Genomic DNA, 14200 nt, shown 5'->3' on the forward strand with positions numbered 1-14200 from the left:
TAATCCACTGGCGCAGATGTTTCGCAGAGCATCTGTGTCTACCAAGTCATCCGGTCTGCGACCGGCATTCAAGCTATATCGATAAAAACATATATTCTGCCGCCTTACGGTATGCCGTCTTTCAAAATTAGTCTCCCCGGAATATCATCCCGCTTCACCGGGAGGGGGATAGGGGGAAATCCTAATCCTAATTTAATTGATAATATTGTCTATTATGCGTATATTTGTTATAATAAACAAAACCCCAATATCATATGAAATACCACCCTTACCCGCCACCAATTCAAATGATCACCATCAATAAGTTATCAGGCCCCAACCATCGGTTGGGGCTTTTTTATCAATTGTTAACTACAAACAAAACACCGTTTTACTTAACAACACTTAACAGTTTGTTTTCAAGATATTCATTATCAGCTTGTTACAACGGTGCGATATTGCCCTTAGTTAAACCCCTTATTCCGGTACTTAACAATTTTCAGGAAAATAAAGCCCCTTTAGGGGCTGGGGTTTATCTTTGCACCATGAATCTCAATGCTCCTGAATATATAGCCAATTATATAGGTGGCAGCCTGCAGGCGCCCCTTGGCGGCCAATACATGGATAATGTGAACCCCGCAACGGGTGAGGTGTACAGCCATACGCCCGATAGTGACATAAAAGACATTGAAGAGGCGGTAGGTGCGGCAAGGGCTGCATTCCCCATGTGGAGCACAACGGCGGCTGAGGAACGTTTCAAGATACTCAACCGCATAGCCGAGCTGATAGATGAGAACCTGGATGCTCTTGCGCTGGCCGAGACCAACGACAATGGTAAGCCGTTATGGCTCAGTAAAAAGGTGGATATTCCCCGTGCTTCCAGTAATTTCAGGTTTTTCGCTACCGGGCTCATGCATTTCGCCTCCGAAAGTCATATGACCGAGGACAGGGCCATCAACTATACGCTCCGCCAGCCTATCGGCGTGGTGGGTTGTATCTCTCCGTGGAACCTGCCGCTATATCTCTTTTCGTGGAAGATAGCACCGGCTCTGGCCGCGGGCAACTGCGTGGTGGCCAAGCCCAGTGAGGTGACGCCCATGACAGGTTACCTGCTCAGCGTCATCTGCAAAGAGGCAGGGCTGCCCGATGGTGTGCTGAACATCGTACACGGTAACGGTCCCAACTGTGGCAGTGCTATCGTATCACATCCTGAGATAAAAGCAATATCATTTACAGGCAGTACCCGCGCGGGTAAAGAGATAGCTGCTATAGCAGGGCCTATGTTCAAAAAGATATCTCTGGAACTGGGCGGTAAGAACCCCAATATCATATTCGCCGATTGCGATTGGGATAAGATGATGCGTACTACACTGCAATCCTCATTCGCCAACCAGGGGCAGATCTGCCTTTGCGGTAGCCGTGTATTGGTAGAGGAGAGTATATATGAAAAATTTAAGGAGGAGTTTGTGGCACGTGCTGCAAAACTCATCCCCGGCGACCCGTTGGACGATAACAGCAAACAAGGCGCGGTAGTAAGCAAACTGCATTTTGACAAAGTAATGAGCTGTATAGAACTGGCCAAAGAAGAAGGTGGTAAGATACTGCTGGGTGGCGAGGCAGTAAAAGGTACCGGCCGCTGCGAGAATGGCTTCTTTATACAACCAACGATCGTAGAAGGGCTCGGCGCAAGTTGCCGCACCAATATGGAAGAGATATTCGGCCCTGTGGTGACGATACAATCTTTCAGAACGGAAGAAGAGGCGCTGGACCTGGCCAATTGCAGTGATTATGGCCTTGCGGCTACTATATGGACACAGGACATCACCCGTGCCAATCGTGTAGCTATGAATGTGAAGAGTGGTATCATCTGGGTCAACTGTTGGCTGTTCCGCGACCTGCGTACGCCGTTCGGAGGCTTCAACAGTTCAGGTGTAGGCCGCGAAGGTGGCTGGGAAGCCATGAAGTTCTTTACAGACCCTAAAAATGTTTGCGTGGAGTTGTAACACGTCATTGCGAGGAACGAAGCAATCTCGCGCGACTTTTTGGTTTTAACTTTTAAATTTTGACTTAAGATTATGAGCGATAAACTTTCAACAGATAAAGCACCTAAACCCGTAGGATTGTACCCGCATGCCCGCAAAGCAGGCAACCTGTTATTCCTGTCGGGCATAGGCCCGCGCAATGCAGGTGAGAATGATATGGTAGTACCCGGATTGAAACTGGACAAGAACGGAAACTTCCTCGAGTTTGATTTTGAAGCGCAATGCCGCAACGTATTTGACAATGTGCGCATCGTATTGGAAGAATGTGGCAGCAGTTGGGATAAACTGGTAGACGTAACTGTTTTTCTGGTAAACATGAAGCGCGACTTTGCAACCTATAACAGGGTATACGCAGAGTACTTCAAAGACAATCAGCCTTGCCGCACTACGGTGGAGATAAGTTCATTGCCTACACCCATAGCTATCGAGCTCAAGTGTATTGCAACAATTGATTAAGGCGCTATCGGTACGTCTATCCTGAGCTGACGGGTGAATGGCCGGCCATTGGCGTCTTTACCGTTCACCTTCCACATTACAGAGCGAAGCTCGGAGTGCATGGGTTTTTGTTTGGTATTCTTGGTTCTGCGTACAGAGTTCAGCCACTGCTGTATCCCGTTCCTCGACCAGTTCCTGGCTCTGGCGTCACGGCTTATGGCATTACGGATAGCCCTGTTGGATACTACCAGTCCCTGGAGTTTGTTGTCTTCCAGGCCTTCTATCTGGTAAACGCCGTTGCTGCCTTTTACCTTCTTCCACTCCGTCAGCTTTCTCAGCGATTCAAGTGGTAAGGTTCCGAGGTTATTGCGTGCAACAATGATGGTCTGGTAGCGCATATACACATCGTTGATCTCGGCACCCTGTATGGTTATCTTGTTACCCACCAGCGAACCTTCTGTCAGCTCGTAGCTGGCGCCATAGTCGGTTTCAAGGTTAGGCTCTTTATAAGTTTTGGTTCCTATTCCCGGGATGAAGAATGTTACCTGCGGGAAAGGCACTTCCAATCCGGCGCCAGTAACAGGCGCGGCTGGTACATCGGTATTAGCTGTCGGTTGGCTGCTGTCAGCAGGAGCCTGGGGTGAGGTGTCTTTTTCTGTAGAGGCAATAGTAACCGGTCTGCTGGTAACTATGTTCAGGTCGTTCACCACGTCGACCAGGTATTGGCTGTCTGTCTCGGTAACGATTGTGGCCGGGTCGCCCATTTTGATAGGTGGCGCCTGCCCGGTAGGATTGCTGCTGTTGTTGCAGCCACCCAGCATAACTGCAATAAATAGTATTCCGTATATGTATATCCGATTATTCATTTGTTGCATTTACCACTGCTAAGTTAAAAAACACGCTGACTAATAAAGGGTGCTGTTGCTGATTTTAACTAAATCAAAAGTTCAGCAACTTTTGCACTGACTCGTGCAGCCTGCTTTTAGCCATGAAGTTCTGCTCCAGTTCTATAGCGAATGGTACCGGAGTATCTAAGCTCGCACAACGCACAATTGGCGCGTCCAGCATGGTGAAACAGTGTTCTGTTATCCATGCGCTTATCTCGCCGCCAATGCCGCCAAACAGGGTGTCTTCGTGCAGTATCAGCACTTTGCCCGTGCGGCTTACAGATGCTTTTATGGCATCATAATCCAGCGGTAGCAGGGTGCGCAGGTCTAGTATATCGAAGGATATATCAGGGTGTTGCTCTGCGTATTGCATAGCCCAGTGTACGCCACTGCCATAGGTGATGATGCTGATATCTTCGCCTACCTGTACAGGCCTGGCTTTACCTATTTCTATGGTATAGTAATCGTCGGGCACCATGCTGCTGATACTGCGGTACAGTGCCTTATGTTCAAAGAACATCACCGGGTTAGGGTCGTTGATAGCGGCTATGAGTAAACCCTTGGCGTCTTCAGGGGTAGAAGGATATATCACTTTCAGGCCCGGGGTATGTGTAAACCAGGCCTCGTTGCTTTGCGAGTGGAATGGCCCCGCGCCAACACCGCCACCTGTAGGCATACGTACCACTACATCGGCATTCTGCCCCCAGCGGTAGTATATTTTGGCCAGGTTATTAATGATCTGGTTGAAACCCACGGTCACGAAATCAGCGAATTGCATTTCCATCATGGCTTTATAGCCTTTGAGTGAAAGCCCCAACGCCGCCCCGACTATCGCACTCTCGCAGATAGGCGTATTGCGTACGCGGTCTTTGCCAAATTCATCCACAAAACCTTCTGTGACTTTAAAGGCACCGCCATATTCTGCTATATCCTGTCCCATCAGTACCAGGTTAGGGTATTTTTGCATGCTCTGCCTCAGTGCATCGCTTATGGCATTGATCAGTTTTTTCTCGCTCTTGTTATTCGTAGCGGGCTCTATGGCTGTATTGTCAAAAGGAGCATACAGGTCTGCAAGTTCTTCTTTCGTGTCCGGCTCAATGGCTCCGGCCTCGAAACCTTTGGCAAGTCCTGCTTCTATCTCAGCTTTGATGCCTTCCCTTATTTCATTAATGAGGAACTGGTTCAGTATCTCATTCTCTACCAGATATTCTTCAAATCGCTGTACCGGGTCTTTTTTGCCCCATTCTTCAAATAGTTCTTTGGGTACATATTTTACACCGCTGGCCTCTTCGTGTCCACGCATACGGAAGGTCATACATTCAATAAGCATAGGCTTCTGCTCGCGTATACAATATTCTCTTGCTTCGCTTACCGCTTTATGTACTTCCAGTATATTATTACCATCTATGGTAATGCCCACCATGCCATATCCTATAGCCCTGTCTGCCAGGTGTTTGCAGGCATATTGTTCGTTTACAGGCGTGCTCAGGCCATAACCGTTGTTCTCTATCAGGAATATGACCGGCAGGTCCCATACGGCTGCTACGTTCAGTGCTTCGTGAAAATCACCTTCGCTGGTACCCCCGTCTCCGGTAAAGGCCAGGGCTATCTTTTGTTCTTTTCTCAGTTTGTGAGCCAGTGCCACACCATCGGCAATGGCCAGTTGCGGCCCAAGGTGCGATATCATACCACATATATGATATTCGTTAGTACCAAAATGGAAAGAGCGCTCCCTGCCTTTGCTGAAACCCTCTTTCTTACCTTGCCATTGCATAAATAATTTATCAAATGGGACATGGCGTGATGTGAATACTCCCAGGTTGCGATGCAGTGGCATAATATACTCATCGTTGTCCATGGCCAATGTGGCGCCGGCAGCAATAGCCTCCTGCCCGATACCGCTGAACCACTTACTGATACGCCCCTGTCTTAGCAGCACAAGCATCTTCTCTTCTATCATGCGAGGGCGCAGCATATGTGTATATAACTCAATAAGTTGTTCTATACTGTAGCCTGTCTTGTCGAAATGCATATGCGGTATTTGAATGCAAATGTAAAGTTATCTGTCGCAATCGCATATTTTATGCACATGTTGTTCAGGAATTTCCACGTTTGAGATATGAGGTTGAATAAAATTTTTGCTTCACTAATTCTTTTTTAACTTTGTGTGACCGATTGAGCAATTCCCCAAAATTTATTGGATCTATAGCTACGTAAACGGTCTGAAAAATCAGAAGCGTCATGACTAAGTACATTTTTGTAACCGGAGGTGTTACCTCTTCATTAGGTAAAGGTATTATTGCAGCATCGCTGGCAAAATTATTGCAGGCAAGGGGTTACAAGACCACTATTCAGAAATTCGACCCGTATATCAACGTTGACCCGGGCACTTTGAACCCCTACGAGCACGGTGAGTGTTATGTAACTGAAGATGGCGCTGAAACTGACCTGGACCTTGGCCACTACGAACGTTTCCTAAATACATTTACTTCGCAGGCTAATAATGTGACCACCGGACGCGTATACCAATATGTAATAAATAAGGAGCGTGAAGGAGCTTACCTGGGCAAGACAGTACAGGTGATACCGCATATTACAGACGAGATAAAGCGCCGTATGACCCTGCTGGGCGAAAAGAATGAATATGATATCGTTATTACAGAGCTGGGTGGTACGGTAGGTGATATTGAATCTTTACCATATATAGAGGCAGTACGCCAGTTGAAATGGGAGATGGGCGAAGAAAACTGTATCGTGGTGCACCTGACCTTGATACCTTACCTGCGCGCGGCAAAAGAGCTGAAAACCAAGCCAACACAGCACTCTGTAAAAATGATGAGCGAGAATGGGCTGAACCCGGATATCCTCGTTTGCCGTACAGAGGAGCAACTGAATAAAGAACTGAAGCGTAAAGTAGCCCTGTTCTGTAACGTAACGCAGGACGCAGTTATAGAGGCGATGGATGCTGATACGATTTACAGTGTACCTCTGGAAATGATGCGCGAGCAGCTGGATGAGATATGCCTGCGCAAGCTGGAACTGCCCATGGGGATAGATCCTGACCTGACCAAATGGAAAGAGTTCCTGAACAAGCTGCGCTACCCTAAGTCAAAAGTTGTTATCGGGCTGATAGGTAAATATGTGGAACTGCAGGATGCTTATAAATCAATACTGGAAGCTCTGATACATGCGGGTGCGGTGAATGAGTGCAAGGTAGAAGTACGCAACATACATTCTGAAGACCTGACGCCTAAAAATGCTGTTGAAAAGCTTAAGAATCTTGATGCGGTACTGGTAGCGCCCGGTTTCGGCAACAGGGGCATAGATGGCAAGATAGATGCTATACGGTATGCCCGTGAGCATAAAGTACCTTTCTTTGGTATATGCCTGGGTATGCAGATGGCCTGTGTGGAATATGCCCGTAATGTGCTGGGAATGGAAAATGCCCACTCTACAGAAATGAATGACGATACCAACAATGCTGTTATCTCAATGATGGAAGAGCAGAAGAACATCAAACAGATGGGTGGTACCATGAGGCTGGGTGCTTACGATTGCGAACTGAAAGCAGGATCAAAAGCCGCTGAGATATATGGTACTACTAAAATATCTGAGCGTCACCGTCACCGTTACGAGTTCAACAGTGAGTACCTGGATGCATATGAGCAGGCCGGTATGAAAGCAACCGGCATCAACCCGGCAACAGGCCTGGTAGAAATAGTTGAAGTGCCGGAGCATCCTTACTTTATTGGTGTTCAGTTTCACCCGGAATATAAGAGTACCGTAGAGAATCCTCATCCGTTGTTCATAGCGTTTGTAAAGGCTGCAAAAGAAGCCCGCAACCGTAATGGCAATGCAGAAAAAGTATTCGAAAAAAGTATACAGGGATAATTAAAGGTGCAGGTGTACTGACTGTACCTTTTCGCCAAAGAAGATGCTGGCGTGGTTGTCAAAGTGTTCCGTATCATCCGTGGTATAGAATGTCATTTTGCCATTCGTGCTGATGTTCTCCTCTATTTCAGGATGGCGTTGCAGGTAGTTGGCAAAGCTGTCGGCTACAATGCCTCCCTGCTCCACTATTTGTATATGTGAGGGTACGTACTTCTTTATCTTATCCATAAGCAGGGGGTAGTGCGTACAACCCAGCAATATGGTATCTATATCAGGTGATTGAGCCAGCAATTCATCCAGGTTCTTTTTTATATAATAGTCGGCATTATCTGTTTCATGCTCATAGTTCTCTATCAGTGGCACCCACATAGGGCAGGCCTCCTGGTACACTTTTACGTTTGGGTATTGTTTGTGTACTTCTATCACATAGCTTTTTGACGATACAGTACCTCTCGTGCCGACAATACCTATGGAACCTGTTTTTGTGTATTCTCCGATTACTTCTGCTGAGGGGCGTATGATACCCAACACACGTTTTTCTGAGCCCAACCGTGGCAGGTCGCGTTGTTGTATGGTGCGCAATGCTTTGGCCGATGCGGTATTACATGCCAGTATCACAATAGGGCAGCCCATGGCAAACAGGTATTCAACAGCTTCTAGCGTATACTCGTATACTGCTTCCATAGAACGGTCGCCATAAGGGGCGCGGGCGTTATCGCCCAGGTATATATAATCATAGTCGGGCAACTTGTTTTTAATAGCTTTAAAAACAGTGAGGCCACCAAAGCCTGAGTCGAATATACCTATGGGTTTAGACCGCATACTGACAAAGATACGGGAAAGGAGGGAGGTCTTTGTGTACTATCGTAATACTATCTTACGATAGAAAGATCCGTATTCGCTTGTCGCCTGTATAAAATATACACCTTTGGGATACTCAGTAAGATCTACAGATAGTTTCGCCTGTTTTTGCTCAGGTACTTCAAAAACCGTTCGGCCGTCAATATCCTTCACGACAATGGCAGTATTGACCGGTGGTGAGTTAATAGTAAATATTCCTGAAGATGGATTGGGATATACAGACAAAGGACTTGCAGGTTGAATGTTATTAACATTCAGCGGGTAGCAAGCATCAGGAAAACCTGTGATGGCATATGGTGAACGATACACGTTCATACTATCTTTATATATGCATAACAGCATCCCGCTATATGCATCTTTGTATTGTATTATTTTATTGCTGTCCTTATACACAAAGCCTATAGAAGTACTTAGTCCTTCTATAAAACTTAGTTTATCATTGCTTGAGAATTGTTTTTGAAATTCGATGTGTTTGCGACCTTGATCAACATATACGTTTGTAACTGTCTGTACCGGAGCCATGTAGTAACCGGCTAGTAGCCCGAACTCAAAAGTGTCTCCTATTTGCAGGCTCATATCCATAACGAGCTTTTCTATAGAATCACCCGGGAAAATGTATTTATTTAAGTAAGGCAAAGACCTGTACCACACCTTTCCTGTCATAGTATCCTCCCTTATCAGGCCACAGGGTTCACTAGCGTCTCTATAAAAGACAGTTTTGTACCAACGAAAATTGACGAATGTATCATTCCCTGTCCATGCAGCGGTTTTAAAATACCTGGAACTAGGAAGCCAGGGGAAATCGATATCAGTAGATGCCCAAAGGGTAGTTGTGTTCCCAAAAATGCTTTGGTATGGCTGAGCAACAGATTGATGACAAAAAACTATAAGGAACAATAAAAGGATATAGGAACTTATTTTCATAGTATAAATATAAGGCATTTATTAACATGATTTTTACTTTGAATATCATTATTGTCATTTTACGGTAAACTTATCTTGCATTGATAATAGTGCTAACTTCCGTTATCAGAATGTAATTGTATGACACCATACCTGGAACAGAACTGGAATGAACTGACAGCAGGATTGCCGGAACAAAAACATAAATTTCTGCAAGAGTTGGATAAGCTGTACAACAGCCCCGATCGGCACTATCACAACTTAGTACATATCACTGCATTGCACAGGCTTACAGATATATATGGTGAACAGTTGAAACAGCCCGAAGTTGTAAGATGGGCTATATGGTATCACGATGCCATATACAATGTGATGAAGGCAAAAAATGAAGAAAAGAGTGCAGTGCTGGCACAACAACATATGACAAATCTTGGGGTAGATGATGAGGTGATAGCTAAAACCTGCGACATGATCAGGGCAACTGCATCGCATACTTTAGATGAACAAACAGATAGTTATGATGCGCGATTCATGCTGGATATTGACCTGTTGATATTGGGAGCTGTACCGGAGAAATATGCAGAATATACTGAGCAGGTAGGCAAAGAATACAGAAAATATCCAGACTTATTGTACAGGTCAGGCCGCAAAAGAGTGTTGCAACACTTCCTTGACCAGGACAGGATATATAAGACGGATATACTGTATCAGCGTTATGAACAGCAGGCCCGCGCTAACCTGTCGGAAGAACTGGAGCGTTTAAGGTAGTATTATTAAATACAACAACCCCGGTAGAAACCGGGGTCGTAAAAATCGATTGTACCCATAAAGTGCTAAACTATTAAGCGTATCCTAAAATATTGTCATAAATACGTCGGGGTTTCCTATCATGCAGTAAAAGCAGTAATTTTGCCTAATATTTTTACTTATGAGTGACGTAGTAACAAAAGGAGAGCAGGAACAAGTGAAGCTGACAGCAAAAGATTTTGCTACCGACCAGGAAGTGCGTTGGTGCCCGGGGTGCGGAGACTACTCAATACTAAAGCAAGTACAGACCATACTGCCCCAGACGGGCATTCCCCGTGAGGATATCGTTATTATTTCGGGTATAGGGTGTAGCTCCCGTTTCCCTTATTATATGAATACTTATGGTATGCACTCTATTCACGGCCGTGCTACTGCCATAGCATCGGGGCTTAAGGCTACCCGTCCTGAGCTGAGCGTGTGGATAGTGACAGGTGATGGTGACGGACTTAGCATAGGAGGGAATCATACTATACACCTGCTGCGCAGGAATTTTGATGTAAATATCCTGTTGTTCAACAACCAGATATACGGACTGACCAAGGGGCAATATTCTCCAACGTCAGAAGAACATAAAGTGACCAAGTCTACGCCGTTCGGCAGTATCGACCATCCATTCAATCCATTGGCGCTGGCTATGGGTGCCGATGCTTCATTCATTGCCCGTACGCTGGACCGCGACCCCAAACATCTGCAGGCAATGTTATTACGCTCACACGCGCACCACGGGGCTTCTTTCCTGGAGATATACCAAAACTGTAACATCTTCAACGATGGTGCTTTTGAGGTGTTTACCGATAAGAAAACACGCAGTGACGAGGTATTGGTGCTGGAGCAGGATAAACCACTGGTGTTTGGTGCTGATGGTAATAAGGGTATCAGGCTGGATGGGCATAAACCACAACTGGTGACCTTAGGCGACGGATATAGTGAGGATGACCTGTGGATACACGACGAAAAAGATTTCTTTAAAGCACAGATACTTACCCGTTTCTTTGACAGCCCGGCGCATGAGGGTCATCTGCCAAGGCCGATAGGTGTGTTCTATGAAACAGAACGCCCAACTTATGAAGAGACACTGAATCTGCAGGTAGAAGACGCTATAGCCCAAAAGGGTGCCGGTGACCTGGACAAGCTGTTGCGCGGCAGGGAGACATGGGTGATAGAGGAGTAAGGGGCTGATGGCCAGGTATTAGTAGTTAGGTTAGTAGTTTGTATTTTCACGAAATAATATCAATAGATATAAATTAACCATCTCCTCCTTACAGGGAGGCCGGTAGGGTATCCTATGTCAATAAAGAAATTAGCCAATCATACAATGTGGTACGGGTTGAGCAGTATTGCGGCCCGTTTCCTCAATTACCTGTTGACACCTTACCTGACGCGGCCGGAAATATTGAGTGCAGCACAGTATGGCGAGATGAGTATGATCTACTCGGCCATACCGTTTATGAGCGCACTCTTCACGTATGGTTTTGAAATAACTTTCTTCAGGTATAGCAATAAGGACGAGGATAACAATGTGGTGTTCAATACTACTTCTTTATCTATCATCATTACCACGCTCATTTTCACAACCATATTGCTGCTGCTGAATGAGCCACTGGCGGTAGCACTCAAAGTGCCCGACCATCCTCAGTTCATTACATGGACGGCCCTGATCATTGCTGTTGATACATTTGCGGTGATACCTTTTGCCAAACTGCGGTTGATCAACCGTCCGCGCAAGTATGCGTTCATCCGCATAGCGGGTATACTCACCAACATAGTAGCCACCGTATTTTTTTACAGTTATCTACCGGACATAGCGGCAGATAGTCCGGCCTCTTTTATTGCGTCATGGTACGACCCGAACCTAGGCGTTGGCTATTATATTCTGGCCAATCTTATCTCCTCGATATTGATGCTGTTAATGCTGGCCCCCGAAGTATTATCCGTTCGTTTTGCGGGTAGTTTCAAATTGTGGAAGGAGATGCTGCTGTATTCTCTGCCGCTGATGATAGCCGGTTTTGCCGGTGTTATCAACGAAACATTCGACCGTATCATGCTGGGCTGGCTGAGCCCTGATAAAGCAACGGAAAAAGTGCAGGTGGGTATATATGGCGCCTGCTATAAGCTGTCGTTGCTCATCAACATATTCATACAGGCATTCAGGCTGGGAGCAGAGCCATTCTTCTTTGCCGAGTCGAAGAAAAAGAACGCGCCCGAAACATACTCACGCGTGATGACCTATATTGTCATTGCCATGACGACCATGTTCCTGGTAGTAACGCTATATATAGACTTCTGGAAGTATTTTATACAGAACGAAGAAATGTGGGTGGGGCTGAAAGTAGTACCTATATTGTTGATCGCCAATATGAGCCTGGGAGTGTATTATAACCTGTCGTTCTGGTACAAGCTTTCTCAGAAAACACAAGCTGCTACTATCATCACATTGATAGGAGCAGCTATAACGCTGGGTGTCAATTTTTTCTTCATACCTATATATGGCTATATGGCCTCAGCATGGGCTACACTGGCCTGTTATAGTGGTATGATGGTCATATCTTATTTCTGGGGCAGACGCGTGTACCCGGTACCGTATGAAGTGGGTAAGATAGGACGTTTCTTCGGGCTGATGCTGTTGTTATATTTTGCACATGTAGGTTTCAGCATGTATGTGCCGAATGTATGGCTGCGCTTTGCAGCAGGTACGGTCATGATATTCGCCTACCTTGCTTATGTATACAAGGTAGAGAAGGACAACCTGCCTAAACTCAGTAGAGGTTAACGATGCCGTTGCGCAAGGCATATACCACCAGCCCGATGCGTGATTTTACTTCCAGCTTTTCGAACAACCTGTCGCGGTAGCCGTCCACAGTGCGTTCTGCCACATCCATAGCTATGGCTATCTCTTTGTAGGTCATTTCCGTACAAGAGTATTTCAGGAACTGCAATTCCTTGCCCGACATGGGTACCTGCTCATTACCGGATTCTTTTTCATGTTTTACATTGGTGAGAATGTCCTTGGTTATGAGTTCAGAATCGTAAAAGCCACGCCGGTCTACTGTACGTTTGGCGTCTACCAGTGTGGCGGGCTCACTGTCTTTAAGTATATACCCATTGGCGCCCGAACGCAGCATCTGTATGATGTTCGATTCATCGTTGAACATAGACAAAGCCAGCATCAGTATTTCCGGAAATTGCTTTTTAATGTGCTTTACGGTATCGTAGCCGTGCATCACCGGCATACTTACGTCTATGATGCAGATACGGGGCTTTTCTTTTGCTCCTTTGATCATTTCTATCAGCTCTTTGCCGTTAGCCGCGTCAAACAACACGTCAATATCTTTGTAAGCTTTGAGTATAGATACAAGGCCCCGCCTGAACATGGTATGGTCGTCAGCAAGTGCAATAGTTATCCTTTCGCGCTCCATTTTTACTGTGGTATATTAAGTTGAATACGTGTTCCTTTTTTTAATTCAGAAGTGATGTCCACCTTGCCATTCAGCAGGTGCACACGCTCCCTGATGTTCATCAGCCCCAATCCGTGATCTTTACTTAAATTCTCCGGATCAAAGCCTTTACCATCATCAACGATCTCTACACTTAATGTCCCTTGGTGGTAATTGAGTGATACTTCGATAGAGTACGGTGTTCCGTGTTTTACTGCGTTCGCCACACATTCCTGGATAACACGGAAGAGTATCAACTCCTTATCTTCGTCAAGGTCAAAAGGGTTCCCGGATACCTTAAAGTTACATTTTATTCTTAAAGCCGAAGATATTCTTTGCAGATCTTTTTCTATACTCTCGTGCAGGCCTTGTTTCAGTATGTAAGCACCATTCATCAGGTGGCTCATACTGCGGATGTCTTTTATGGCCTCGCCAACCATCTCGGCTGTTTCGCGTGCCATATTAGGCTGCTCATTTTCAGTGCTTTCGGCCAGCACGTGCAGTTGCATCTTGGCCATGCCCAGCACCTGGGCAATATTGTCATGCAGTTCTGCAGAAAGATTTTTCAGGGTTTGTTCCTGTACTTCCAGGCGGCTTTGCATCAGCTCGCGACTATATCGGTGTTCGCGTTCCTGTTTTTCTATCAGGTAGCGGTGCTGTTTCTTTTTTTGCAGCGCGATAAACAATATTGTAAAAACGGCGAATAGGGTAAACAAAAATGCCCCTAATACCATCATTAATATTGAATTTGTCTCTGTCACTTAGGAAGTAGTTTCCTGTAAAATAAAAAAACCAAACCAAAGCCTGTATATGTAACCATATTAATAAAGTACATCATGTAGTTTATCCACTTGGTATTTTCAAGACTGATAGACGGGATTGCAACACCAACTGACCACCTAAAGAATGTAAAGCTCCAGTATATCAACAATATACAAGCAATCCAGAAATTAGGGGTAGT

The 14200-nt window shown here is 45.7% G+C and carries 12 protein-coding genes; 6 read left to right on the plus strand and 6 right to left on the minus strand.

All coding sequences use genetic code 11. The features are described 5' to 3' along the window. Nucleotides 1–524 precede the first annotated feature (524 nt). On the plus strand, nucleotides 525–1982 hold the full coding sequence (locus tag H6550_03945; GenBank protein MCB9045275.1) for an aldehyde dehydrogenase: 1458 nt from the start codon (nucleotides 525–527) through the stop codon (nucleotides 1980–1982). Between the two features lie 72 nt (nucleotides 1983–2054). Beyond that, complete coding sequence (locus tag H6550_03950) at nucleotides 2055–2477, plus strand: RidA family protein (GenBank protein MCB9045276.1); 423 nt, start codon at nucleotides 2055–2057, stop codon at nucleotides 2475–2477. Here the strand turns inward: H6550_03950 and H6550_03955 are convergent. Further along, nucleotides 2474–3322, minus strand: a complete 849-nt coding sequence (locus H6550_03955) for a hypothetical protein (protein ID MCB9045277.1) — start codon at nucleotides 3320–3322, stop codon at nucleotides 2474–2476. The two genes, H6550_03950 and H6550_03955, sit on opposite strands and share 4 nt — an antisense overlap. A gap of 73 nt (nucleotides 3323–3395) precedes the next feature. Then, nucleotides 3396–5375: a dehydrogenase gene (locus tag H6550_03960; protein MCB9045278.1), complete on the minus strand. Its 1980-nt coding sequence runs from the start codon at nucleotides 5373–5375 to the stop codon at nucleotides 3396–3398. 209 nt (nucleotides 5376–5584) lie between these two features. Here H6550_03960 and H6550_03965 point away from each other — a divergent pair, with 209 nt between their 5' ends. Continuing rightward, a complete protein-coding gene (locus tag H6550_03965; GenBank protein ID MCB9045279.1) occupies nucleotides 5585–7234 on the plus strand; it encodes a CTP synthase in 1650 nt (549 codons plus the stop codon). On the opposite strand, the gene murI is transcribed toward H6550_03965, so the two are convergent. After that, nucleotides 7235–8056, minus strand: coding sequence for a glutamate racemase (gene murI, locus H6550_03970; GenBank protein ID MCB9045280.1), 822 nt, complete (start codon nucleotides 8054–8056; stop codon nucleotides 7235–7237). It abuts the gene before it with no gap. Between the two features lie 39 nt (nucleotides 8057–8095). Then, nucleotides 8096–8758 carry a T9SS type A sorting domain-containing protein gene (locus H6550_03975; protein MCB9045281.1) on the minus strand — a complete coding sequence of 221 codons (663 nt, stop codon included), beginning with the start codon at nucleotides 8756–8758 and terminating at the stop codon, nucleotides 8096–8098. Between the two features lie 381 nt (nucleotides 8759–9139). Here H6550_03975 and H6550_03980 point away from each other — a divergent pair, with 381 nt between their 5' ends. From H6550_03980 to H6550_03990, 3 genes are all read left to right on the plus strand, one after another. Further along, complete coding sequence (locus tag H6550_03980) at nucleotides 9140–9766, plus strand: hypothetical protein (protein MCB9045282.1); 627 nt, start codon at nucleotides 9140–9142, stop codon at nucleotides 9764–9766. Nucleotides 9767–9926: 160 nt separating this feature from the next. Then, nucleotides 9927–10976 (plus strand): 2-oxoacid:ferredoxin oxidoreductase subunit beta, encoded by a 1050-nt coding sequence (locus H6550_03985; GenBank protein ID MCB9045283.1) that lies wholly within the window; start codon nucleotides 9927–9929, stop codon nucleotides 10974–10976. Nucleotides 10977–11090: 114 nt separating this feature from the next. Further along, nucleotides 11091–12575: a polysaccharide biosynthesis protein gene (locus H6550_03990; GenBank protein MCB9045284.1), complete on the plus strand. Its 1485-nt coding sequence runs from the start codon at nucleotides 11091–11093 to the stop codon at nucleotides 12573–12575. On the opposite strand, the gene H6550_03995 is transcribed toward H6550_03990, so the two are convergent. After that, on the minus strand, nucleotides 12562–13221 hold the full coding sequence (locus tag H6550_03995) for a response regulator transcription factor (protein ID MCB9045285.1): 660 nt from the start codon (nucleotides 13219–13221) through the stop codon (nucleotides 12562–12564). The two genes, H6550_03990 and H6550_03995, sit on opposite strands and share 14 nt — an antisense overlap. 2 nt (nucleotides 13222–13223) lie before the next feature. After that, on the minus strand, nucleotides 13224–13976 hold the full coding sequence (locus H6550_04000) for a sensor histidine kinase (GenBank protein MCB9045286.1): 753 nt from the start codon (nucleotides 13974–13976) through the stop codon (nucleotides 13224–13226). Nucleotides 13977–14200 lie beyond the last annotated feature (224 nt).

Source organism: Chitinophagales bacterium (assembly GCA_020636495.1).
Classification (GTDB): domain Bacteria; phylum Bacteroidota; class Bacteroidia; order Chitinophagales; family Chitinophagaceae; genus UBA5543.